At 61.8% G+C, this 22,751-nt stretch carries 21 protein-coding genes and 1 pseudogene; 5 read left to right on the forward strand and 17 right to left on the reverse strand.

What is annotated here, in order from left to right; genetic code table 11:
- Positions 1-37 precede the first annotated feature (37 nt).
- Positions 38-610, reverse strand: a complete 573-nt coding sequence (locus tag KG722_RS08945) for a TetR/AcrR family transcriptional regulator (RefSeq protein WP_300998332.1) — start codon at positions 608-610, stop codon at positions 38-40.
- Positions 611-715: 105 nt separating this feature from the next.
- On the opposite strand from KG722_RS08945, the gene KG722_RS08950 reads away from it, so the two are divergent.
- Complete coding sequence (locus KG722_RS08950; protein WP_213271381.1) at positions 716-1,552, forward strand: metal-dependent hydrolase; 837 nt, start codon at positions 716-718, stop codon at positions 1,550-1,552.
- Positions 1,553-1,637: 85 nt separating this feature from the next.
- Here KG722_RS08950 and KG722_RS08955 read toward each other — a convergent pair whose 3' ends face one another.
- From KG722_RS08955 to KG722_RS08995, 8 genes and pseudogenes are all read right to left on the reverse strand, one after another.
- Positions 1,638-3,431, reverse strand: a complete 1,794-nt coding sequence (locus tag KG722_RS08955) for an EAL domain-containing protein (protein ID WP_213271382.1) — start codon at positions 3,429-3,431, stop codon at positions 1,638-1,640.
- Positions 3,431-3,994 (reverse strand): heme NO-binding domain-containing protein, encoded by a 564-nt coding sequence (locus KG722_RS08960; RefSeq protein WP_213271383.1) that lies wholly within the window; start codon positions 3,992-3,994, stop codon positions 3,431-3,433. Before KG722_RS08960 ends, KG722_RS08955 begins: the two co-directional genes overlap by 1 nt.
- Positions 3,995-4,145: 151 nt before the next feature.
- Positions 4,146-5,126, reverse strand: coding sequence for an NADPH:quinone oxidoreductase family protein (locus tag KG722_RS08965; protein ID WP_213271384.1), 981 nt, complete (start codon positions 5,124-5,126; stop codon positions 4,146-4,148).
- Between the two features lie 96 nt (positions 5,127-5,222).
- Positions 5,223-6,863 (reverse strand): MFS transporter, encoded by a 1,641-nt coding sequence (locus KG722_RS08970; RefSeq protein WP_213271385.1) that lies wholly within the window; start codon positions 6,861-6,863, stop codon positions 5,223-5,225.
- Positions 6,864-6,915: 52 nt separating this feature from the next.
- On the reverse strand, positions 6,916-7,239 hold the full coding sequence (locus KG722_RS08975; RefSeq protein ID WP_213271386.1) for a metalloregulator ArsR/SmtB family transcription factor: 324 nt from the start codon (positions 7,237-7,239) through the stop codon (positions 6,916-6,918).
- Positions 7,220-10,503, reverse strand: a pseudogene (locus KG722_RS15445) (efflux RND transporter permease subunit). Before KG722_RS15445 ends, KG722_RS08975 begins: the two are co-directional and overlap by 20 nt.
- 6 nt (positions 10,504-10,509) lie before the next feature.
- Positions 10,510-11,502 carry an efflux RND transporter periplasmic adaptor subunit gene (locus KG722_RS08990; protein ID WP_213271389.1) on the reverse strand — a complete coding sequence of 331 codons (993 nt, stop codon included), beginning with the start codon at positions 11,500-11,502 and terminating at the stop codon, positions 10,510-10,512.
- The gene (locus KG722_RS08995) at positions 11,489-11,848 is read right to left on the reverse strand and encodes a rhodanese-like domain-containing protein (RefSeq protein ID WP_213271390.1); all 360 of its coding nucleotides are present in this window, start codon (positions 11,846-11,848) and stop codon (positions 11,489-11,491) included. Before KG722_RS08995 ends, KG722_RS08990 begins: the two co-directional genes overlap by 14 nt.
- Positions 11,849-11,990: 142 nt before the next feature.
- On the opposite strand from KG722_RS08995, the gene KG722_RS09000 reads away from it, so the two are divergent.
- Genes KG722_RS09000 through KG722_RS09010 form a run of 3 tightly spaced genes read left to right on the forward strand, consistent with a single transcriptional unit; the run spans position 11,991 to position 13,969 of the window.
- On the forward strand, positions 11,991-13,262 hold the full coding sequence (locus tag KG722_RS09000) for an FAD/NAD(P)-binding oxidoreductase (RefSeq protein WP_213271391.1): 1,272 nt from the start codon (positions 11,991-11,993) through the stop codon (positions 13,260-13,262).
- 22 nt (positions 13,263-13,284) lie between these two features.
- The gene (locus KG722_RS09005; RefSeq protein ID WP_213271392.1) at positions 13,285-13,743 is read left to right on the forward strand and encodes a thioredoxin domain-containing protein; all 459 of its coding nucleotides are present in this window, start codon (positions 13,285-13,287) and stop codon (positions 13,741-13,743) included.
- 22 nt (positions 13,744-13,765) lie between these two features.
- Complete coding sequence (locus KG722_RS09010) at positions 13,766-13,969, forward strand: DUF2892 domain-containing protein (protein WP_213271393.1); 204 nt, start codon at positions 13,766-13,768, stop codon at positions 13,967-13,969.
- Positions 13,970-13,981: 12 nt separating this feature from the next.
- Here KG722_RS09010 and KG722_RS09015 read toward each other — a convergent pair whose 3' ends face one another.
- Complete coding sequence (locus tag KG722_RS09015) at positions 13,982-14,611, reverse strand: TetR/AcrR family transcriptional regulator (protein WP_213271394.1); 630 nt, start codon at positions 14,609-14,611, stop codon at positions 13,982-13,984.
- Positions 14,612-14,773: 162 nt separating this feature from the next.
- Here KG722_RS09015 and KG722_RS09020 point away from each other — a divergent pair, with 162 nt between their 5' ends.
- Positions 14,774-16,051, forward strand: coding sequence for an aminotransferase class III-fold pyridoxal phosphate-dependent enzyme (locus KG722_RS09020; RefSeq protein ID WP_213271395.1), 1,278 nt, complete (start codon positions 14,774-14,776; stop codon positions 16,049-16,051).
- Here KG722_RS09020 and KG722_RS09025 read toward each other — a convergent pair.
- From KG722_RS09025 to KG722_RS09055, 7 genes are all read right to left on the reverse strand, one after another.
- Positions 16,048-16,779, reverse strand: a complete 732-nt coding sequence (locus KG722_RS09025; RefSeq protein ID WP_213271396.1) for a TetR/AcrR family transcriptional regulator — start codon at positions 16,777-16,779, stop codon at positions 16,048-16,050. The genes KG722_RS09020 and KG722_RS09025 overlap by 4 nt on opposite strands.
- A gap of 37 nt (positions 16,780-16,816) precedes the next feature.
- On the reverse strand, positions 16,817-18,337 hold the full coding sequence (locus KG722_RS09030; protein ID WP_213271397.1) for an FAD-dependent oxidoreductase: 1,521 nt from the start codon (positions 18,335-18,337) through the stop codon (positions 16,817-16,819).
- A gap of 18 nt (positions 18,338-18,355) precedes the next feature.
- A complete protein-coding gene (locus KG722_RS09035) occupies positions 18,356-19,318 on the reverse strand; it encodes an alpha/beta hydrolase (protein ID WP_213271398.1) in 963 nt (320 codons plus the stop codon).
- Positions 19,315-21,012, reverse strand: coding sequence for an amidohydrolase family protein (locus tag KG722_RS09040; protein ID WP_213271399.1), 1,698 nt, complete (start codon positions 21,010-21,012; stop codon positions 19,315-19,317). Before KG722_RS09040 ends, KG722_RS09035 begins: the two co-directional genes overlap by 4 nt.
- Positions 21,013-21,014: 2 nt before the next feature.
- On the reverse strand, positions 21,015-21,281 hold the full coding sequence (locus KG722_RS09045; protein ID WP_213271400.1) for a hypothetical protein: 267 nt from the start codon (positions 21,279-21,281) through the stop codon (positions 21,015-21,017).
- Positions 21,278-21,520: a hypothetical protein gene (locus KG722_RS09050; protein WP_300998333.1), complete on the reverse strand. Its 243-nt coding sequence runs from the start codon at positions 21,518-21,520 to the stop codon at positions 21,278-21,280. Before KG722_RS09050 ends, KG722_RS09045 begins: the two co-directional genes overlap by 4 nt.
- Before the next feature lie 193 nt (positions 21,521-21,713).
- Positions 21,714-22,748, reverse strand: coding sequence for a glycerophosphodiester phosphodiesterase family protein (locus KG722_RS09055; RefSeq protein ID WP_213271401.1), 1,035 nt, complete (start codon positions 22,746-22,748; stop codon positions 21,714-21,716).
- Positions 22,749-22,751: the final 3 nt, after the last annotated feature.

Genomic DNA, 22,751 nt, shown 5'->3' on the forward strand with positions numbered 1-22,751 from the left:
TATGCTATGCCCGGCTGCCCCAAAGGTGGCCGGGCCCTCAGCTCCGGCTGAAATCGGCTTCCAGCAGCTTCACGGCAATCTGGCGCGCGCGCTCGGGCGGCTTGCCCAGGAGCTCGCCCAGTGTCGGGCCGAAGAGCCCCACTCCAAGGGCCAGGATCACGCTTATCAGGATCGAATCCTCAAGCTGCTCTTGCGACAAGTCGGCCGGATTGATCTTCTGGCGGATGACTGTCTGAACCGCCTCGCGCACCGTCCGCAGGCGGCGGGATTCGTCGGTCAGCTCCAGCCAGGCGGCGAGGCGCGCAGCGCCCTTGTTTTCAAAGGCATCAAACAGGCGGGTGAGCGCGACGCTGCGCGCCTGTTTGGGATCTGCAGGCAGGTCCATCTCCAGAAGGCCGCTGACGAGCTCGCCGATCATCTTTTCCATCAGCGCGGCCTGGACGCCGTCAATGGTGCCGAAATGATGCAGCACGGTCGCGTTTGCCACGCCCGCCGCCTTGGCCACATCCGCCAGGCGCAGGGATTGCGGCCCGTGCTCGACCAGCAGGCTTTCTGCCGCAATAAGGATGTTTTCCCTCGACGCTTCAGGGGACCGGCGAATTCTCGGCATCTTCGTTTTCTCTATCGACATTTTTGTCAGTAACGGCTATATTCGTGTTTCAACGAGCCTTAAAGGCTCCCATCGATCCTTGTAAGCCGCATTTGCGAGTTGACCATGAAACACACGCCTGAAGATGTAACGATCATTCCGCGCGACATCCGCTTTGATGTGTCCGGCGCCCAGAAGGGCTACTGGATGGATGGCGACCCGGTTGCCACGGCCGTGATGAACACGCTCTCGCTGACCTTCCCGGACGGCGAGCGCCTCTTCATCGACGCCGTGCGCGCCTACAAGGATCAGGTCAGCGGCAAGGTCGCCCAGGATGTGAAGGATTTCATCGCCCAGGAAGCGATCCATTCGCGGGAACACCATTTGCTCAACAAGGTGATTGACCGGGAGAAATATCCCGTCGAGCGCATTGAGGGAATGATCCGTGAACGGATCGCTTTCTCGCGCTCTGCCGGTCCGATGCGGATGCTGATCGCAACCATCTGCCTGGAACACTTCACCGCGATGCTCGCCGACATGCGCGCGCTGCACCAGGACATGTTCAGCAAGACCGATCCGGCGCTGGAACGCCTGTGGCGTTGGCACGCGATGGAAGAGACCGAGCACAAGGCGGTCACCTATGACGTGTTCATGGAAGTCACCAGGCACTGGTCGCCGGTGAAGCGCTACATGCGCCGCTGCATCTCCATGGCGCTGATCAGCTATTTCTTCACCCGCAATATCGCCACCTATTCCAGCTGGATGCTGGAAGCGGACGGCTATACGCCCGAAGCGGCGCAGAAAGCGGTCAAGGCCTTCCTCTGGAACAAGCCCGGCTTCTTCGCGCGCGGCTGGAAAATCTGGATCAGCTGGTTCAAGCCGGGCTTCCACCCCTGGGATCACGACAACCGGGCGCTGATGGCAGAATGGCGCAGCGAGTTTGATCTGGTGGCGGCCGAATAGCCCTTGCCGAGGGGCGCCGCGAGGGATTTGCGTCTGCCCTTCAATGCCGGCCTCCTGAAAACGGCAACCGGCCTGATGCCGGATATCAGGCGCTGAGGCGCATAGCGCCCTCTGTGGTCCCGGCAGGGGCGGGCGCGGCGATTTCCGGATGCAGGTAGGGCATCAGCTGCGTCTGTGTCATGGCGCGTGAGAAGTGGAAGCCCTGCATGTGCGGCGCGCCCATTTCGCGCAGAATTTCTGCCTGCCTGCCATTGGAAACGCCCTCGACCACGCAGTCAATCGCGAGGCTTTTGCACAATCCCACAATTGATCGAATGATGCTCCGTGTGCCCCGGCGTGTCATCAGGCCGAGCGTGAACGACCGGTCGATCTTGAGCCTGGAGATCGGCATCTTCTGCAGGTAGCCGAGTGAGGAATAGCCCGTTCCGAAATCATCGAGCGCAATGCGCACGCCCATATCGGTGAACATCGCCAGGCAATCCAGCGCGCGTTCGAAATCCTGCATGATCGCCGTTTCGGTGATCTCGAACATCAACCGTTCAGGTGCAAACCCCGATTCCCGGATGATGTCTTTCAGCCGCGACGCCGTCTCTGGCGAGGCGAGGTCGATGGCCGACAGATTGAAGGAGAGGTGGACATGTTCCGGCCAGGTCAGCGCGTCAGTCAAAGCCTTCTTCAGTAGGATCCGCGTCAGGCGCGTCACGCTGCCATTCTGCTCGGCCGCGCGGATGAAGATGTCCGGCCGGACGGGTCCGAGCAGCGGCGAGGTCCAGCGGGCAAGCGCTTCCATCCCGGTCACCGTTCCGTCGGCGGAGCGGATTATCGGCTGGTAGACAATATGGAATTCTTCGTCGCGCGCTTCGCGCAGACCCTGCTCGATGGAGGATTGTTGCCGGATTTCGCGCTCATGCTGGCTGGTGAACACCATCGGCCGGCCGCGTTCCTGCTGTTTGGAATGATAAAGCGCATAGTCTGCACGTTCAAACAGCGTATCAGCGGTGTCGCCCGCCTCGGGAAAGGCGGCAAAGCCGACCGACGCGCCAATGCGGGCAACGCCCTCGCGGACATGAAACGGCTCGGCGAACGCGTCACAGATCTGCTGGCCGAGTTTCAGGATTTCGGTTTGATCGCCAATGTCCGGCAGGATGATGCCGAACTCGTCCCCGCCGAGCCGGCCGACAATGCCGTGCGGACCGGCCAGCTGGCGCAGCCGCGCGCCGCTCTGGCTGAGCAACTGGTCGCCTGCCGCATGGCCAAAAATGTCGTTGACCGGCTTGAAGCCGTCGAGATCGATCACGCCGACGGTCAGGGCGCCGTGCTGTGAGCGGGCCAGTGTCAGGCGTTCTTCCAGCCTGCGGAAAAATCCCCGCCGGTTGGTCAGTCCTGTGAGGGGGTCCATATGCGCTAACGCGTCGGCTTCAGCAGATTTCTCCTGAAGCTCCTCGACCAGCGCCTTGGTGTCCTGCAGCAAGCCCTTGCGCAGATGCGCGGCCACCAGAAGATCCAGCGATCCGTCTGCCGGAGAAAAGTCCGACATCTGAAGCATGAAGGCTTCTTCTTCGGCATTCACATCGGGCACATGGCCGACCAGAAGGCAGATATTGTCGCTGTCGCGCACGACAATGCCGCGCAGGCGAAGGACTGTCTTCCCGGCCCGAATCATGACGGTCACTTCGCGCTGGTCGGTCAGGTTGTCAGCTGACTGGACGCGGCGAGGGGTTTCTACACGGAAGGTTTCAAAGAAGTTCCGCCCTGCAAGGCAAGGGCCGAGCAGGCGCGTCAGGGAGGGCCCGGTCGCAAGGATCCTGCCGGAAATATCCAGCTTGATGAAGGCGGGGAACAGGCGCTCGAAATGCGCGTCGCTAATGCTGAAGGCCACTAGGCGGCTCCTGAAAGTGAGATCTGGCACGCCTCACGATGCAGGGAAAACACGTCGCCCTCCGCGGTAGCCGCATGGGTCACATGGCCGGTTTCGCCGAAGTGTTCCATCAGGCCAGACATGAGACCTTCCACAAAAGGAAAGAGCCCCGTGCGGTCTGATCCGTAGAGCACGTCGATGCGGGCGTCCTCAGCATGGAGCACTTCAAAGGAAGGCATGCGGGAAGCGGGCATTATGGAATGGATGCTGGCATGCATCCGGTTCAGGTTTGTCAGGAAAGTGACGAGATCGAGCCCGCTGATGCGGAACATCGCTCCATAGGAGGAATTGGCTGCGTATTTGATCCAGTAATGCCCAAAGCTTTTCAGAAGCTCAGACGCCTCGATGCCGGAGACCCGGGAAATCGCCCCGACAAGGGCAAAGGTCACATCATCCGAGTAATTCTGCCCGCTGATGAAATGCTCTCCATTCAGATTCGCCTGGTCCAGAACGCGCGACCAGGCTTCTTCGCCCATGGTCTCGATGACCATGCTGCGCGCCGCCGTATGAACCATTCCGTACATTGTTCGCCCTGAAACTAACTGGTTTTCCGCCCCGGCGAACATACCTACACGACAATGGAAAATGGCAGTTTCGTTTCAGTTCGTTATTTCCAGGTCACGGATCAACACATGATTAACCAGATCGGCAGGCCTGCCGGGCGGCAGCGCGGGCTTACAATTCCGCGATCCTGAGGACCACCTTGCCGGTGCCTTTGCCCGAAAGGGCAGAGACCATAGCCTCCCCGAACTGGTCAAAGGGGAACACCGTGCCGATGGGAGGCTTGACCTTTCCTTCACTGGCCCAACCGGCCAGTTGATGAAAGTCATCAATCGCGCGCCTGGTTTCATATTGCAGATACTGACGCACATCGACGCCCAGAAGCGCGGCGCCCTTCATCAGGGTCAGGTTTGAGGGCAGGGCCGGGATCGGTCCGCCGACAAAGCCCACCACCAGATGACGCCCGCGCCAGGCGAGTGAGCGGAAGGCGGGTTCAAAAAGGGGCCCGCAAACAGGGTCAAGGACCACGTTCGGCCCCTTGCCATCGGTGAGTGCTTTGAGCCGGTTGCGCCATCCGTCCGCAGACGTATCAATCGCCAGATCTGCGCCGTGGACCAGCGCGAAGTTGCGCTTCTCTTCGGTGGAGGCTGCCGCGATCACCCTTGCCCCGAGCGCCTTGGCCACCTGAATGCTGGCGGACCCGACCCCGCCTGCGGCCCCGAACACCAGCACGGTCTCGCCTGCGGCCACCGCGCCGCGATCCTTCAGCGCGTGCATGGCCGTGATATAGTTCAGCGGCAGGCTCGCCCCCTCGGCGAAACTCAGCGCATCGGGCAGCTTCACCACCATCGGCGCGGCCGCCACGGCGTATTGGGCAAAGCCCTTCGTGGTCATGGTCATCACCCGGTCGCCGGGCGCAATATTGGCAACGCCCTCTCCGACCGCTTCGACGATCCCGGCCACTTCCTGTCCCGGCGTATGCGGCAGGGGCGGCTTCACCTGATACCGCCCGAGCGCCACAAGCGAGTCGACATAGCCCACCCCGCAGGCAGCCACCCGGATGAGAACCTGCCCCGTCCCGGCGACGGGCATATCGGTCTCCTGCAGGCGATAGCTATCAAGGGACTCAAGGCTCTCTGCGACAGCGGCTTTCATGTCTGGTCTCCATTCGGAAAAGGGGCTGTTCGGCGCCTGTCAAAGCATACCGGCTCCGGCCATGGCCAGACCCGACCGAGGGGAAAGGCTGAGGGATCAGTGCGGGCGCGTCGGATCGCTGGATGTCGGCGAGACGAGAGCAGGATCATGGGTCACGCTCGTCACCTGCCGCTCCAGCATCCGGTGCACTTCGGGCGGCCAGCTTCCCTGATGCAAGGACTTGACGATATTGATGCTGACATCGTCGGCGTGCGTGCGTCGCTCATTGTGCAGAACGTAATCCAGCCAGCGGGCAAAGCTGTACTGTTCCAGCCAGACTTCGGCGTCGCCCAGATCGCGCACCAGCGACCAGGCCCGCGCCCCGTCGCGCAGGTGAATGCGGCGGCGCTCGTTCATGGCAGCCAGGAAGCGCGGAATGCCCGCCTCCGGGATGCGATACTTCACTGACACATGCACCGGCCCGCTACGTGGCTCGACCGGCACCTGCATGTCCGGCTGGCGCCAGCGCCCGGTCAGGTCAAGGTTCATCTCCTCCACCTGCGGCAGGCGCAGGAAGAGGCCCGCAATCAGGCTCACCGATTGCAGCGCCGCCATCGTCAAAAGCGCCTGCGTCACGCCGTAATTCTCCGCCAGCTGCCCGGTAATCCAGCTCCCCACCGCCATCGCCCCAAATACGGCCATCTGGTAAAGCGACAGGGCCCGCCCGGCGACCCAGCGCGGCGCTGCCATCTGCACGGTCACATTCATCGTCGCCATCGACAGCAGCCAGCCGGACCCGCAGATCACGAGCCCGATGACGGTCAGTGGCAGGGCGCGGCTCAGCGCCACGATCACGACGCCAACCATGATCATCGAGATCGTCATCCGCAGGATGCTCTCGGCCGTGAACTGCCGGCGCAGGCGGGCGTTGGAGAGCGCGCCGATCACCGCGCCGATGCCGAAGGCGCCCGACAGGATGCCGAACGTCATCGCACCGCCGCCCAGGAGCTCCTGCGCCACCAGCGGCAGAAGGGAGAGCGCCGCGCTGGCCGCAATGCCGAACAGGGCGGCCCGCGCCATCACCTGGCGGATGGGCGGGGACATCGACACATAGCGCACGCCCGCCCCGATGGCCGTGCGCAGGTCTTCTTTCAGAGCCGGCTTCAGAGGCTTTTCCGGTTTCCAGGCCACCAGCACATAGATGATGCCCAGATAGCTCACGACATTGACGGCAAAGGCAGCCGCCGCGCCCGCTGCCGCCACGATGGCTCCGCCCAGCGCCGGGCCCGCCGTGCGTGCAATGTTGAAACCGAGGCTGTTCATCGACACGGCGGCCGCCAAAGTCTGGCGCGGCACGATATCGCCCACCGTCGCCTGCCATGAGGGCGCGTTCAGCGCCGTTCCGCAGCCCAGCAGGAAGGTGAACGCCAGCAGCAGCCAGGGGCTAAGCCCGCCCATGAACGCAACCACGCAGAGGATCGCCGACACGGCAAACATGTAGATCTGCGACACCAGCATGACCGTGCGCCGGGGATAGTTGTCGGCAATCGCGCCAGAGAGCAGCGACAGGATCATGATCGGCAGGGTGACGGAGGCCTGCACCAGCGCGATCTGGGTCTCGCTCCCGCCCAGCTGCACCATCAGCCAGGCCGCCCCGACGCTCTGGATCAGCCCGCCAAACTGCGAGGCGATGTTTGCCACCCAGATGCGCTTGAAGAGCGGAATGGAAAAAGGGCTGGGGGCCGGCGCGTCAGACATCGGGGACAATCTACATGAGATGCCCGATGGTGAAAGCGATTGGCCCGGCCCGTCAATGCTCGGCGTAAAACCCGCACAGCGTGTCGATGAGTTCCTGCGCGATGCCTGCGCGGCAGCGGTAGAAGATAGTCTGGCCTTCCCGCCGGCTGGTGACCAGCCCTGCTGCCCGCAGCTTGGCCAGGTGTTGGGACACCGCCGACTGGCTCTGCCCGGTCAATTCGGCCAGCTGGTTCACAGGCAGTTCGCCCCCGCTCAGGGCGCACATGATCTTCAGGCGGGTCTCGCTCGCCATCGCCTTCATCACCTCGGCCGCCTCCTGAACGCGCGCCGAGACAATGGTTAGGGCGTCATCCCTGTCAGGCTTGCTGCGGGGCATCAGGCTGTCCTTCCGTATCCGAAAGTGGCCGGTTTGGTCCACTTTCTGGCGCGTTTGGGCGCCAGTCTGGACCGCGAATGGCAATATAGATTGCCGGAATGACCAAGACTGTCAGGGCTGTAGACGAGGCGAGCCCGAACAGAAGCGAGATCGCGAGCCCCTGAAAAATCGGGTCTGTCAGGATCACTGCTGCCCCGATCATGGCCGCCAGCGCCGTCAGAACGATCGGCTTGAAGCGGATTGCCCCGGCCTCCAGCAGCACTTCCTTCAGCGGTTTCTCCGCGTCCGTCGTGTGCCGGATAAAGTCGACCAGAAGGATGGAGTTCCTCACGATAATCCCCGCCAGCGCGATGAAGCCGATCATCGAGGTGGCCGTGAATGCCGCGCCAAACAGCCAGTGGCCGATCATGATGCCGATCAGTGTCAGCGGCACAGGCGTGAGGATGATCAGCGGGACACGGAAGGTGCCAAACTGGCCCACCACCAGGATGTAGATCCCGAGGATCGCAACGCCGAATGCCATCCCCATGTCCCGGAAGGTCACATAGGTCACCTCCCATTCCCCGTCCCAGAGCAGGGTCGTGCCCGTCTCGTCGGCTGGTTGCCCGTAGAGGCTCACGGCAGGCATCTCCAGGCCTTCAGCGGCCCAGTCGAAGGCTTTCACCCGGTCCTGAATCTCGAACATGCCGTAGATCGGCGCTTCGAAACGCCCGGCAAGCTCACCCATCACCATGTCGGCGAAATGCCCGTCCCGGCGGAATATGGTCGGCGACCCTGCTTCCTTGCGCACATCCACAAGCTCGCCGAGTTCAATCGGGGTCGCGTCTGTCCCGGCAAGACGCCGGGGCACGGGTATCGCTGCCATCTCCTGCGTCCAGCTGCGCTCTGACCGCGGAAGATAGACCCGGATGTTCAGGGGATCGCGGCCTTCTCCACGCGGGCTGACGCCCACGGTCTGTCCGCCGAACGCCATGGCGATGGCGGTGAGAATATCCTGTTCCAGGACACCAGCATCGGCGGCGGCCGGCTCGTCGATCCCGAAAGTGAGGCGCGGGGCCAGGTCACCGATGGAGTTGTCCACATCGACAATGAAATCGGTTTCCTCGAAGAAGCGTTCAATAATGGCCGCTGTCTTGCGGCGCGCTTCAGGTGTGGGTCCGTATATCTCGGCCATCAGGGTCGAGATCACCGGCGGCCCCGGCGGAACTTCAACGACCTTCACACGGGCCCCTTCGGGCAGGGGCACGGCCAGCAGCCGCTCGCGCAGGTCGAGGGCAATGTCATGGCTCGCCCTTTTGCGGTATTCCTTGGCCGTCAGGTTGACCTGCAGATCGCCAAGCTCAGGGCTGGCCCGCAGGAAGTAGTGGCGCACAAGGCCGTTGAAATTGAACGGCGCAGCGGTGCCAGCATAGGCCTGGATCGTTGTGATTTCCTCAACCGGGCCGATGGCATCGGCCAGCGCAAACAGCGCGCGTTCGGTGTCTTCCAGCGCCGCGCCTTCAGGCAGGTCGACGATCACCTGGATTTCGGACTTGTTGTCAAACGGCAGCAGCTTCACCGGCACGGCCCGCGTCGCAAACAGCGTCAAGGACAGGAGCGTCGCTGCCCCGACAAGCCCGAGGAAAATCCAGGCGCTTTTCTTCGACGCCACAACTGGCGCGGCAGCGTAGCGGTAAAACCGGCTGAGCCGTGTTTCGCTGTGCTCGCCGTCATGAGCTCCGTGCAGCGGCGCCTTCCCGGCAATCTTCATCATCAGCCAGGGGCAATGCCGACCGCTACAAAGAAGGAGAACAGCATGGCTGCCGAGGCGTTCGCCGGGATCGGCGCCATGTAGGGTCCCATCAGTCCCGACACGAACATCATTGGCAGCAAAGCCGCGATCACGGTCAATGTTGCGATAATGGTCGGGTTTCCGACTTCCGAAACCGCCTCGATGGCGGCCTGGATACGCGTGCGCCCGTCCTTCATCGCCCAGTGGCGGGCGATGTTTTCGATTATGACGATGGCATCATCCACGAGAATGCCAATGGAGAAGATCAGCGCGAACAAGCTCACCCGGTTGATGGTGTAGCCCATCATCAGCGAGGCAAAGAGCGTGAGCAGGATGGTCGTGGGGATCACAATGGCCGTTACCAGCGCTTCGCGCCAACCGATGCTGAACGCAATCAGCACCACAATCGAAACCGTTGCGAGGCCAAGATGGAACAGCAGCTCGTTGGCCTTGTGGTTGGCCGTCTCGCCATAGTCGCGGGTGACTTCCACATGGATGCCTTCCGGGATGAGGGTGCCTTCCAGCGCCTCAACCCTGTGAAGGATGGCCTCAGCCACCAGAACGGCGTTGGCTCCGGGCCGTTTGGCCAGCGACACTGTCACGGCCGGGGCCGCGCTGAAGCGGCCATCCGCGCCGTGGATCATCGTCCACACGCGGGCATCCGTTTCCGCGCCTGCAACCTTCACATTCGCCACATCGCTCAGATAGACGACCCGGCCGCCGGCGCCGCGTATCTGCAGGCGTTCAAGTTCGTGTAAGGCATTGATCCGGTCCCCGGCCTGCACCCGCAAGGCGCCGCCGTCCTCATACGCGACACCGGACGGGATCGCCGCGGCCGCATTCTGGACGCTCTGCACAAGTGTCTGCAATGATACACCCTGCGCCGACAGCGCCTGCACGTCGGGCTCTACCCGAAGTTCCAGCGGCCGCCCTCCGATCACATCCGTGATGCCGACATCCTTGACCTTCATGAGTTCGTTGCGCAGTTCGTCTGCCAGCATCCGAAGCGCCGTGTCATTCCAGACATCGCCAGTTGTCTCGTCCGGCGAGAGCGTCAGGGTCACGATGGGGACATCATTGATCCCGCGCCCGACGACCAGCGGCATCGGGACGTCATAGGGGATGGAGTCGAGATTGGCCCGGATCTTTTCATGGATACGAAGGATCGCGTCGTCAGCGTCCGTGCCGACATCGAAACGCGCCGTGACCATCGCGCCATCGTCGCGCGTCTGGGAGTAGACATGGTCCACATCCGGCACGGCCATGATTATGCTTTCGAGTGGCTTGGTGACCTGCTCGACCGCGTCGGGCGCCTTCAGGCCGGGGGCGGAGACGAGGATGTCCACCATTGGCACGGAAATCTGCGGCTCTTCCTCTCGAGGGATCGTCAGCAGGGCGATCAATCCGACGGCGAGGGCTGTCAGCAGGAAGAGCGGCGTCAGGGGCGACCGGATGGTCGACCGCGTGATGGAGCCCGAAAGGTCCGGTTTCATGTGGATTTATTCCGGTTTCTGGATTTTGTCGCCGGGCTTCAGGCCCGAGAGGATTTCATACTGGTCCTGGTCGTCAATCAGCGGCCCGGCCAGCGCCACCGGTGCATCAATGAAGCGTTCGCCGACCGCCACGCGGATAAAGTCCACGCCAAAGCGGGTGGACACATAGTCTTTGGGAATACGGATCGCGCGGCGTTCGCCGACGGGAGCGAGCACATCGACACGCTCCCCGAAGAGGGCCGTCAGCCCTCCCTGAACCGTCGCATCGGCAATCACTGACCCCTGACGAAGTTCTGGGTATATCCGCATGATGGTAGCCGTCCGCACGTCTCCGGAGCGTGAGGGCAGGCGCAGGGAAATGGTTTCCCCTTCTGCGATTGACGAAGCATGGCGTTCGGGCAGGGCCAGGCGCACAACGCCGTTGACGGTGGCAAAGCTCATGAGCACTTCGCCGGGAGAGACGACCGATCCCTGCACAACGTTTACATCCGTAATGTGCGCGTCCGCCGGCGCAAGGATACGGCCTTCGCCCTCGCGCGCCGAAAGGGCGCGGCGCTCGGCTTCGGTGGAGGCGAGGGTCCGGCGCAGAACGTCGAGCGTGGTTCGCTCATCGTCGAGCCGGGCCCTGGGATAAAACCCTCTTGCCTCAAGACCTTCATTTCGGGCGATGTCTTCTTCCGATTGCCGGACCTGGGACTTCAACCCCTCAATGCGCGAAGACAGCGCGGAGAGTTGCGGCGTGATCATTTCGTCCGTCACGACAGCTACGACCTCGCCCGCCTTGACGATCTGGCCTTCCACAGCGTTCAGCCGCGTTACGACGCCCTGCAGCCGCGAGCGCGCCGTGGCCGTGTCGCCTGCTTCTATGCGGGCGATTACCGGGCGGTAATCCACCACGATCGATTCCTCCACCGTGAGGGTCTGCGCCAGGGCGCTGCCGGAAACCGCAAGGGCTGAGAGGGCCGAAATAAAAAGCGTGCGCATCTCAATAGTGGCCATGATCCTCGACCTCACCGGTCGCGGGGTTGACGGACACGCAGGGCAATCCCGCGCCTTTCCAGGCGCCGATCCCGCCAGCGAGATGCGCTGCTTCAGCCCCTGTCTCCGAAAGGAACCGGTCGAGGGCCATGCGCGAGCGTTTGCCAGAGCCGCACTGGAATACGATCTTACGGCCCGGATTGGCCGGAATGGCGCGGGGATCAAAGGTCGACAGGGGATGCAGCAATGCGCCGTGAATCCGCTGGTTGGCAAACTCTGCCGGTTCACGAACATCGATCAGAAAAACATCGCCGCGCTTGAGCGCGTCGAAAACAGTTCGGGGATCAAGGTCTCTCGGGTCAGTCATCTCGGGTCTCCGCAAGCAGGTTTTCGGGGGGGCAGGTTGTCACAACCGCAAAAAACCCTCTCGAGCCATCCGTAATGCTACGTATTTTATAAAACAATAAAATACATTCATGTTGAAAATCAAGATGGGAGGACGCAGGAAGATGTCTAAAATTGTCATTCTGGGAGCTGGCCTCGGCGGCGTGATAGCTGCGTACGAGATTCGCAGTGCGGTGCGCCGGGAAGATGACGTCACCGTGATCAACGAGACGGACTTCTACCAGTTCGTCCCCTCAAATCCATGGGTTCTGGTAGGTTGGCGGGATCGGGAAGACATCATTGTTGACCTTGTTGCCCCCATGAAGAAGCGCCGGATCGAGCTGGTCGTGGGCAAGGCAGAGAAGGTCGAGCCCGACGCAAAGCGCGTGCGGATGGGCGATGGTACATTTGTCGACTACGACTATCTCGTCATTGCCACCGGCCCGGAACTTGCCTTTGACGAAATCGAGGGCCTCGGCCCCAAAGGCCACACTCAATCTGTCTGCCATATCGACCATGCTCTTCAGGCGAACAAGGCGTTCGAGACATTCTGCAAGGATCCTGGCCCCGTGATCGTCGGCGCGGTGCAGGGCGCCTCCTGCTATGGGCCGGCCTATGAAACCCTCATGATCATCGAAACGGAGCTCCGCAAACGGAAGATTCGCGACCGCGTGCCGATGACCTTCGTGACCTCAGAACCCTATGTCGGCCATCTCGGGCTCGACGGTGTGGGCGACACAAAGGGCCTTCTGGAAAGCGAAATGCGCGAGCGCCACATCAAGTGGATCACCAATGCACGTGTCGTGAAGGCAGAAGCCGGCAAGATGACGGTCGAAGAGGTCAATGAAGATGGCAGCGTGAAACAGGTTCACGAACTGCCGATGAAGTACGCCATGATGTTGCCTGCCTTCCGGGGCGTGAAGGCCGTCTATGGCGTTGAGGGCCTCACCAATCCGCGCGGTTTCATCCTGACGGACAAGCACCAGCGCAATCCTAAGTACCCCGAGATCTTCGGGCTTGGAGTCTGCATCGCGATCCCGCCCGTCGGCAAGACGCCGGTTCCGGTGGGCGTGCCCAAGACCGGCTTCATGATTGAGTCGATGGTAACTGCCACGGCGGAGAACCTGGCCGAAATTCTGGATGGCAAAGAGCCCACCCATGAAGCCACATGGAACGCCATCTGCCTGGCAGATTTCGGTGACAAGGGTGTCGCCTTCATCGCCCAGCCCCAGATCCCGCCGCGAAATGTAAACTGGTCAGGCTCCGGCGGCTGGGTCCATACTGCTAAGGTCGCCTTCGAGAAATACTTCATCGGCAAGGTGAGGGCGGGCAAAGCAGAAACATTCTATGAAAATGCCGCCCTGGCGCTCCTCAAGACTTACAAGCTGAAACACTGAAACTGTATCGGGAGATTTCAGGATGACCATGGATGACAGGATGATCGTTTGTCTAGGCTGCCAGGCGGTGAACCGGGTACCGCAGGGCAGAGTTCTGACCCTGGCAAAATGCGGTCGATGCTCCGAGCTCCTGGCAACGCCGCATCCCGTGGAGATCACCAGTGAGCAGATGCGCCTGCTGGAGAAAAAGGACACCGGCGCGTTCATCGTCGATCTTTGGGCGCCCTGGTGCGGTCCCTGCCGAATGATGGCGCCTCATTATGACAGCGCTGCACAACGCCTCCAGGGCGATGTCCGCTTCTACAAGATCAACACCGACCAGCATCCCGACGCCTCCATCCGTCTAAACATCCGGGGCGTTCCCACGCTCATCGCCTGGAAGGGTGGGCGCGAATTGGCCAAGCAGGCTGGCGCGCCAGGTGGCGCGGCCCTTGAGCGATGGGTGCGGGATATCTTTGGCCTCGCCTCCACATCCCACTGATCTTCAATCGGAGTAACTTAAAATGAACCTTGACCGTGCAGTCCTCGCCTTTGCGGGTTTCGTTGTCCTTGCGGGTCTCGCGCTGGGCTATTTCTTCTCACCCTACTGGTATCTGCTCTCCGCCTTTGCGGGTCTCAACATGCTGCAGGCCTCCGTCACCGGTTTCTGCCCTGCGGCGATGATCTTCAAGATGTTCGGTGTGAAAGAAGGCTGCGCCTTCAAATAGCGGATCTGGAGATCAGTCCGAAAGCTGATCGTAATGCGTCACGATCATCTTTGAGACATCCGTGCAGATCTGGTGGGCGTCGCGGCCGGGCTCCTCCAGCACCATCTCCATGGCGCTGTAGGCAAGCTCTGTCGTGAGGCGGGCAGATCCGATGAGCCGTTCCCGAGAGGCAGTGTGCCCGTTCGCGATGATGGCATCGGCAATCTTTTCAGCCACCATCTCGCTGGACGCCATACGCAGGTCCCGCAGCATCGGGACGGCCCGCAACGCGCGGAGCACATAGATGTTGCCCGGAAACTGGCGGGTGATATCGTTGACCTGTTTCTGCAGCCGCAGAATGCTGGCCACGCGGCCCTCAAACGGGCCCGCCGCCAGACCCCCTTCTTCAATCCAGTCCAGAACCGCCTGATCCTGCCGCGCCATCAGCCGGTCGCCCAGCTCGCGCAGGATGGCGTACTTGTTCGGGAAGTACCTGTAGAGCGCCGGCGGCGACAAGCCCGCCCGGCGGCACACGAGATTGGTCGACAGCCGCTCCAGTCCGACTTCGCCCAACAGGTGCCCGGCAGTATCCAGGATCAGCTCGAACGTATCCTGCGCCCGCGCCTGTTGCGGTTGCTGCTTGGTTGCGGTCTCAACCTGCATCGGGCCGTCCCCCTTTCGGGGGACCGGTTTTTTCGCGCTGTTCATGTCTTCGGCGTTCCCCAGGCGAGTTGTGCCCTGTCAGTCTCGAATTGTCCTTGCGTCCCTATCGGTCTCAAGTAAGATAGTCAAAACTATATTATCAGCAGGGCTGGCGAGGGCAACATGTGGACGAACTCAGTGGACAAGGCTTTGCGTGAGCGGGCCGAAGCGGTCATTCCCGGTGGCATGTACGGCCACCAGTCCGTCCGCCTCCTGCCAGACGACTATCCCCAATTCTTCGACCGCGCCTCGGGCGCCTATCTGTGGGACGCCGATGGCAACCGATACATCGACTATATGTGCGGATACGGCCCAAATCTCTTCGGCTATGGCCATCAGAGCATTGATGCGGCCTATATCAGCCAGCTGAAGAAGGGCGACACGATGACCGGCCCAGCCGTCCTCATGGTGGAACTCGCCGAACAGATGACGGCGATGGTGTCCCACGCAGATTGGGCGATCTTCTGCAAGAACGGCACAGACGCCACCACGATGGCGATGATGGTCGCCCGCAACTTCACCCGGAAGAACACCATCGTTCTCGCCAAGGGCGCCTATCACGGCGCTGCTCCCTGGTGCACCCCGGTGAAAAACGGCACTGCGCCGAGCGACCGCGCCAACCAGGTCTTCTATGCTTATAACGACGTTGCCAGCCTCGAAGAAGCTGTCCGCAAGGCCGGTGATGATCTCGCCGCGATCTTTGCGTCGCCCATCAAGCATGACACCTTCGTCGATCAGGAAGATCCGACACCGCAATACGCCCGGCGTGCGCGGGAGCTGTGTGACGAGAAAGGCGCGCTGCTGATCGTCGATGATGTCCGCGCCGGTTTCCGACTTGCCCGCGATTCCAGCTGGGCGCGCGTCGGTGTGAAGCCGGATCTCTCCAGCTGGGGGAAGGCCATCGCCAATGGCCACCCCATCTCGGCATTGCTCGGCGCCGAAAAAGCCCGCAACGCCGCCGCGACGATCTACACTACCGGCTCCTACTGGTTCTCCGCTGCGCCAATGGCCGCAAGCCTCGAAACGATGCGCCTCATCCGCGAAACCGACTATCTCGAACGCACCCAGGCCCTGGGCCAGCGCCTGCGTTCAGGACTGGACGAAGCTGCAAACCGTCACGGCTTCGCCCTGCGCCAGACCGGCCCGGCTGAAATGCCCCTCATCATGTTTGAAGAGGATCCGGGCTATTCCAAAGGCTACGCCTGGAACGACGCCTTGATGAAGCGCGGCGTCTACTTCCACCCCTGGCACAACATGTTCATCTGCGCCGCCATGACTGAGGCTGACATCGACCACACGGTTGAAGTCGCCGACGACGCCTTCAGATTCGTGCGAGACGCTGGCACGCTGCCCCGCATCGAAAAACTGGCATTCCTGGGTCTGTTGACGGATGGTCACTAAGGCCGCTGCGCCGCATTCTGCATCAGGATAGACTGATACGCCTTGATCTTGCGCTCCAGCAGGGCGCGCCCTTCCGGCGTTGCGGCCGCGCTGAGCAGAAGGCCATAGCCAAGACCAACAGACGCCATCAGGTCTTCGGTGTCCAGCGTTCCGACAGCCCAGGACAGCAGCGTCCCGCCTGCCAGATGGGACAGCGCCCGCTCCATTGGCATCACAGCCATGGACGGCGAAAGCAGCCCTTCCTCCTGAGCAGCGGTGAGCAGCGCGTGCCAGGCGATCCGCGTCTGTGCCTGCCGCTCCGGGCTTGCCAGCCCCGTGTCGTCGTCCCTGCCACCGGCCGTCAGCAGCGCGCGCCAGAGCGGCCGGTAAAAGTCCGGGTCCTGAACAAAATATCCATAGCCGAGTTCATAGGCTTCAAAGATGCGCTCGATGGCATTGGCCACGTCAAGCTTGTGATATTTCTGAACGAAATCCCGCTCATCCTCCAGAACGGCCATCACGACCGCGCGCTTTGATCCGAACAGGTTATAGGAAGTAGCCACGCTCACTTCTGCGCGCCTTGCCAGTTCCCGCATAGAGAGGTTCATGTCGCCCGTCTCGCGGATCATGTCGCGCGCGGCGCGCATGATCTTCTGCCGGCGTTCGGCTTTCGCCTGTTCGCGGCGGCCAAGATCTGCAACGGGTTCGGCCATGATATTGGCGCCAGCCTCCAGAGTGGGTGTTGTCATGAGACAGTCTCCTCCCGGGCTTCTGGCGGTATTCCGGTCACGCGGCCAGTGGCCTTTCGGTCGCGACCCGTTCCATGTCCGCCTCATAGTTGAGCTTTAGTGCCTTCATCATCTCGATGCGCTCCGGCCCCGGCTTGGGCGCATAGGCGGCTGCATTCAGCCTCTTGCCGCGCGCCCAGTAATAGAGAACGCCTGCGAGATTCTTCGGCTTTCCCAGCCACTTTTCCGGATGTTCCAGCATGTGGAATCCGCGCATGGCCTCGCGCAGGAGACGCGTATCCGAGCGCAGTGCGATCTTCACGCCGTCTTCTACAAAGCTCTCCATCATCTTCGATTTGAAGCTCTGCTTGTGTCCTGGCGTTAGTGTCTCGCGGGCCCGCTTCATGGCGGTGCGGTCCTGCCGGCGCTGCACGATGTAGAAGGGGTGGAGCTCCGCCTTGACCCGCTCATGGAAGGCCAGCGCCCGGGACGCAGGATCGGCGGTTTCGTCCAATGTCTGGCGTAATGCCTGCGCTGCGACGGCCGCGAAAGAGCATCCCCGGCCATAGAGCGGATTGGTCCGCACCAGCGTGTCGCCCAGCGGGAAATATCCGCGGGCTGCCGGTTTGCCGTCCACGACCATATCCCGCCAGCGGCTGACGAGGTCGCCCATGCCGAACACCTTGCTGGTGGATTCCGACTGCTCCGAAGTCGTCCACGGACGAAGCCCGGGCAGCATCAGTGTGATCTGGTGGAAAATCTCTGGATCAAGGATCGACTTGCGCATCTCCATCTCGATTTCGGGGATGGCGATGGTGATCGAGAAATTGCCATTGTCGCCCGGGAACACGCCGAACTTCAGGAAGCCGAGATCCCCGGTTGGCGGCGGGTTGGCGTTGCGGTCCGGTTCGGATTTTCCAGGCAGAAAGCGATAATGCCGTGTGAAATAGAGGATGCCGGCGCTCTCGCTCTCCTCGCGGATACCCGCGCCTTCTTCCATCAGCTGCTCGATGGTAAAGCCGCCTTTGCCGCTGGTGTCCACGACAATGTCAGCCGTCAGCGTCACAGGTGCGCCATTCTCTTCACCCTCTACGCCGCTCACGTCAAACACGCCGTCTTTCGCCTTTGCGGTGATCAGCTTGCGGACGAGGAAGCCGGAGCGGAGGGTCACGTTCTCCAGCGTCTCCACATAGCGCCGCATCGCCATTTCAAGCGTCGTGCGCCGGCTGGTGAGGATTGTCAGCTCGGCATCTTCCGGATCGGGCCGGTAGCGCGCCTGCTGCTTCTCGGTCAGCATGTTCTCGAAAGGCAGCTCGCGCACGCCCAGCTCCAGCAGCTGGTCAAGCAGGGCAGGGTGCTCGGCTTTCATGATGGTGCGCAGGCGCGCCAGGAAAGCATGGCTCTGTCGCAAATGCCCCACGCCAATGCGCTTCCAGGTCTTGAACAGCTCATCCGGATTGCTGGTTTCCACCGGCCCGTCGCGTTCCAGAACGACGATGTCGCGCCTGGAAGGCGCCAGCATCAGAGCCGTGCAAAGCCCGCCGATCCCGGCGCCTATGACGATAACTTGTTCACGCATGCGTGCCCCCTCAAGGGTTTAAGGATCGATGTTGTGCAGGAATTCCAGGATGGTCTGGTTGACCGCTTCAGGCGCTTCCTGCTGGGTCCAGTGGCCAATACCCGGGATCATCCTGTTGATCCGCAGGTCTTTTACAAAGTGCGGCATCATCTCGATGGCGGCGGCCGCCATCATCACCACCCCATCTGCCGTTCCGGCTACGAACATGGCGGGCTGATGGATTTCCATCGGCGCGCCTTCGGTCTGCTGCCAGTGCAGGTCGTGGTTGCGGTAATAGTTGATCGGCCCGCGCATGCCTGAGGTCTTGAACTCCGACACATAGAAATCGAGGTCGTCGTCTGTCAGCCATTTCGGCAGCGTCTCCGGATAGGGCAGGCTTGTGAGCAGGTCGTCGTCTTCGGTCTTTGGCGTCAGCTTGGTCAGGTCTGTCTCGCCCGCCGCCATGATCAGGAACTTGCGCAGGGCAGTATACATGTCCTTCTCGAACTCGGCTTCCGCCACGCCCGGCTCCTGGAAATAGAGCTGGTAGAAGAACTGGCCCTTGAACATCTCCCGCATCATCGCCATCGGCTGCACCGGCGAGCGCGGCATGAAGGGCACCGAAAGTCCGCCGACGGCACGTACCTTGTCGGGATGGAACAGGGCGGTTGCCCAGGCGGTCGGCGCGCCCCAGTCATGGCCGATGACGACGGCAGTTTCATACCCCAAAGCCGGGATTAGGCCGATGATGTCCTTAATCACTTCGGTCTGGACATAGTCGGAAATGTTCGGCGGTTTGTCGCTCTTGCCATAGCCGCGCATGTCCGGCGCGACGACACGATAGCCTGCCGCTGCCAGCGGCGCGAACTGGTGCCGCCAGGAATACCAGGATTCGGGAAACCCGTGTAGCAGGAGCACCAGCGGGCCTTCGCCCGCCTCGGCAATGTTTAGCTCGATGCCGTTGGTCGCAACCCGGCGCTGAGTAACGCCCGGCCAGCTCATGCGGCCACCAGCGGACGGGTCTCCGCAGCTTCGCCCGGCAGGATCGCGCCGCGCGTGTCGTCCTTGTAACCGGCTGCAGCCGACCAGGCGACACCGCCGCCAACCACAACAGTGTCCACACCGTGGGAGGCGCGCACATAGCGTTTGCCGTCGCCGGGAACGTCCTGAACATAGGTCTCTTCGCCCCGGTCGATGGTCGCCGCGTCGAACACGACAAGGTCAGCCACATAGCCTTTCTGGATCAGGCCGCGATCAGGAATGCCCCAGATGCCGGCCGTGTCAGAGGTTACCTTCTTGACCGCCTCTTCGATGCTCATGGCCTTCAGGTTACGGACGAAGTGGGAGAACAGGTATCCTGTGTCGCCATAGGTGGAGAAGGAAAGGATGTGCGCCCCGCCATCGCTGGCGCCGATATGCACGCGCGGATGCTTCAGCATCGCGCTGACGCGCTCATCATTGTTGTGGCCCATGTTGGCGGCCATGAAATGCGCGTCGAGTTTCTCCTCGACAGAGAGGTCGATCATCGCTTCCAGCGCCGTGCAGCCGCGCATCTTGCCGATCTCTGCAAGCGTCTTGCCGACATATTTCTGATTGGCCTCGGTCTGTGCAAAGCGCAGCGTCAGGAACGACCAGAGCGCCATGTTCGGAGTGGCTTCGGCTATCAGCTTCTTGCGGTTTTCCGGGTCGGAGAAGGCTGCAATGATCTCGTCCTGCGTGCCAAAGCGCATGATCTTGTACCAGCCCGGCATGCGGATGAAGATCAGGCTCGGCACGGCAAAGCTGAAGCTGATGTCGATCGGGCGCGTCTGAACCTGCGGCCACACACGGGCCCCGCGCGCAAACTGCTCGTCCACCCGCGCCATCACGCGCCCCACGGCCTCCACATTGTCCGCATTGATGAACAGCGGCGAGAATGTCGTCGGGATCGAATATTTCAGCGAGATTTCCGCCAGCTGATCAAGCCGCGCAATCGTCAGGTCCGGATCGTAGAATTCCGGCACGATCTGGAGGATACGGCCATACTCGGCCAGCACCGAGGCCAGCGCATCGACTTCGCCGGCGTCCGCATAGCGGCTCGGCACCGGCAGCAGCGTCTCGTCCATGTCGACATAGCTGGTAGAGAGGCCCACTGCGCCGGCATCGAGGCATTCCCGGAGCACGTCTTGCATGCCGGCGATTTCCCCGGCCGTCGCAGTCCGCTCCATCGCCGCGTCCCCCATCACCCAGAGACGGATCACGCTATGCCCGACCAGCGGCGCCACATTGATGGCCAGCCCCTTGCGGATGCGTGTGATATATTCGGAAAATGTCTCCCAGTCCCAGACGACGCCTTCCTTGAAGGCCTTGTAGGGCATTTCTTCAATCTGGTTGAACATGCCGACAAGCTTCATGCGGTGTTCCGCCTTCAGCGGCGCCAGGGACAGGGAGCAGTTGCCAGGAACAATCGTCGTCACCCCATGCGAGAGGGCGGGCTTGGCATAGCCATCCCACAGCAGCTGCGCATCGAAATGCGTATGCGGATCAATAAAGCCGGGCGAAACGACCTTGCCGGAAGCATCCACTTCCTCGCAGCCCTTTTCGGCCACGTGACCTATCTTCGCGATGCGATTGCCGCTGACGGCAATGTCTGCCTTGTAGGACGGCATGCCCGAGCCATCGACCACTGTGCCGTTCCGGATCACCAGATCATACATTTTCAGTTTCCTCCCGAAATTCCTGTTGCCGGTGCGCCGGCATAGCGTTGTGAAGAGGCGATGAGCGCGTCACGGACATGCTCCCAGCTCGCCCCGATGAGGTCTTCCGGCACGTTCGTTCCGCAGGTGTCGAACAATGCCCGCACGGCATATTCGTCCAGCGTGATCAGGGTCGTGCCGCCATTCTCGTAGGTCAGCGTCACCAGCAGTTCTGCGTCGCCGTCATGGGCGGCGGCGATCTGAACTGCGCTGATGACGGCAATGCTCATGCCTTGGCAGCCGGGGCTTCGACGAAGATCACATCGCTTGGCAGGATGGGGTTTGTCCCCCGCACGCCCCCGGCGGCGCCCGCGGCCCGCATGAACACGTGCAGGTTCCAGCTCTGCAGGCTGGAGACGGCCTTGGCCGCGTCCATGCCGGGCAATTCGCGCGCGGCAATGCTGTCCCAGGTATCGCCCGGCCTTGGCAGTATCGACTTGCGTACCCGTGAGAGTTCAGCTGCGGCCATCATAATCCTCCCGATCTTTGAAATAATTGGAACATGTTCCAATTTTTCTGACAAGCGCCTCCCTAAGGGAAACTCCTGAGCTTTTTTCAGGTTTTCGGTCGCCCCCTTCAGAGCCTCCTGAAATCCAAAGAAAAAAGGGGCGCCCCGAAGGACGCCCCGAAAGTCAGGGAGGAAACTTGCCGCTTCTGCGGTGTCAGTCACCGTCGCGTACTGCGACGGCTGTATCTGGGTAATCAACCCAGATTCCATCAACGCCGGCCTTGATCAGCGCCTTGAGTTCGTCCTGCGCCGTGGCATAGCCTGGCATCGGCGCGTCATCACGCACCGTATAGACGTGCACCAGCAGGCCTCTGGCATGAGCCTTCTGGACAAAGTCGGTCACCGTGCCGTCGGCATTGAGAATGTAGGACTTCTCCGCGCCCACGCCGTTGGTGGTCATCTCGTCGATATTGTAGTCGAGGCCGAGCATCTTGTTGTAGGGCGGGCCCACCATGTTCTGGATCACCGGCAGGTCGCTCTTGGCAGCAAAGGCGGCCAGGAACTCCGGCTCGAAGCTCTGGATGAATACCGGGATGCCGGCTTCTTCCAGGCCCTTGGCCTTCATCGCCTCGATCATCGGGTCGACCATGTCGAGGCCAACGGAGGAATAATACGCCGGCCATTTGGCTTCGACATGCAGGCCGACGATCCGGCCTTCTTTTGCTGAGGCAAGGGCCACATCCATTACCTCGTCGAAGGTCGCGATGTCGAGCTTGCCGTCATGCTCCTTCGTCCGCGACGGGAATTGCTGGCGGGCTTTCAGCGTCTTGATCTCGGCGAGGGTAAAATCATCCGCCCACCAGTCTTCTTTTTCGCCCATCGGCGTCGCGCGCTTTACCTTGCGGTCAGCGAATTCCGGCCGGTCGGCCACATCCGTCGTGGCTGAGAGATAGGCGTCATGCCGGGCAATCAGCACACCGTCCTTGGTCATCACAAGGTCGGGCTCGATGAAGTCAGCCCCTTGCGCGATCGCGGCTTCATAGCCGGGGATCGTATGTTCGGGATAAAGGCCGCTCGCGCCGCGATGGGCGATGATGATCGGCTTCTCGCCCGAAAGCGTAGCGAAGGCGGCAGGCGTTTCTGCGGTAGCGGAAGAGGCCGAAGCCTCCTCCAGGCTGGCAGCGGGCGCTGTGGCGGGCGCTGCGCAGCCCGCCAGCAGAATGGCCACAAGGGTGATCCTATATCTCATGTC

Source organism: Hyphomonas sp. (assembly GCF_018402285.1).
GTDB lineage: Bacteria > Pseudomonadota > Alphaproteobacteria > Caulobacterales > Hyphomonadaceae > Hyphomonas.

Bases quoted from the DNA above. Each gene is read 5' to 3' on its own strand.
- KG722_RS08945 (WP_300998332.1), bottom strand. From the start codon at position 610: ATGCCGAGAATTCGCCGGTCCCCTGAAGCGTCGAGGGAAAACATCCTT.
- KG722_RS08950 (WP_213271381.1), top strand. From the start codon at position 716: ATGAAACACACGCCTGAAGATGTAACGATCATTCCGCGCGACATCCGC.
- KG722_RS08960 (WP_213271383.1), bottom strand. From the start codon at position 3,994: ATGTACGGAATGGTTCATACGGCGGCGCGCAGCATGGTCATCGAGACC.
- KG722_RS08965 (WP_213271384.1), bottom strand. From the start codon at position 5,126: ATGAAAGCCGCTGTCGCAGAGAGCCTTGAGTCCCTTGATAGCTATCGC.
- KG722_RS08970 (WP_213271385.1), bottom strand. From the start codon at position 6,863: ATGTCTGACGCGCCGGCCCCCAGCCCTTTTTCCATTCCGCTCTTCAAG.
- KG722_RS08975 (WP_213271386.1), bottom strand. From the start codon at position 7,239: ATGCCCCGCAGCAAGCCTGACAGGGATGACGCCCTAACCATTGTCTCG.
- KG722_RS08990 (WP_213271389.1), bottom strand. From the start codon at position 11,502: ATGGCCACTATTGAGATGCGCACGCTTTTTATTTCGGCCCTCTCAGCC.
- KG722_RS08995 (WP_213271390.1), bottom strand. From the start codon at position 11,848: ATGACTGACCCGAGAGACCTTGATCCCCGAACTGTTTTCGACGCGCTC.
- KG722_RS09000 (WP_213271391.1), top strand. From the start codon at position 11,991: ATGTCTAAAATTGTCATTCTGGGAGCTGGCCTCGGCGGCGTGATAGCT.
- KG722_RS09005 (WP_213271392.1), top strand. From the start codon at position 13,285: ATGACCATGGATGACAGGATGATCGTTTGTCTAGGCTGCCAGGCGGTG.
- KG722_RS09010 (WP_213271393.1), top strand. From the start codon at position 13,766: ATGAACCTTGACCGTGCAGTCCTCGCCTTTGCGGGTTTCGTTGTCCTT.
- KG722_RS09015 (WP_213271394.1), bottom strand. From the start codon at position 14,611: ATGCAGGTTGAGACCGCAACCAAGCAGCAACCGCAACAGGCGCGGGCG.
- KG722_RS09020 (WP_213271395.1), top strand. From the start codon at position 14,774: ATGTGGACGAACTCAGTGGACAAGGCTTTGCGTGAGCGGGCCGAAGCG.
- KG722_RS09025 (WP_213271396.1), bottom strand. From the start codon at position 16,779: ATGACAACACCCACTCTGGAGGCTGGCGCCAATATCATGGCCGAACCC.
- KG722_RS09030 (WP_213271397.1), bottom strand. From the start codon at position 18,337: ATGCGTGAACAAGTTATCGTCATAGGCGCCGGGATCGGCGGGCTTTGC.
- KG722_RS09035 (WP_213271398.1), bottom strand. From the start codon at position 19,318: ATGAGCTGGCCGGGCGTTACTCAGCGCCGGGTTGCGACCAACGGCATC.
- KG722_RS09040 (WP_213271399.1), bottom strand. From the start codon at position 21,012: ATGTATGATCTGGTGATCCGGAACGGCACAGTGGTCGATGGCTCGGGC.
- KG722_RS09045 (WP_213271400.1), bottom strand. From the start codon at position 21,281: ATGAGCATTGCCGTCATCAGCGCAGTTCAGATCGCCGCCGCCCATGAC.
- KG722_RS09050 (WP_300998333.1), bottom strand. From the start codon at position 21,520: ATGGCCGCAGCTGAACTCTCACGGGTACGCAAGTCGATACTGCCAAGG.
- KG722_RS09055 (WP_213271401.1), bottom strand. From the start codon at position 22,748: ATGAGATATAGGATCACCCTTGTGGCCATTCTGCTGGCGGGCTGCGCA.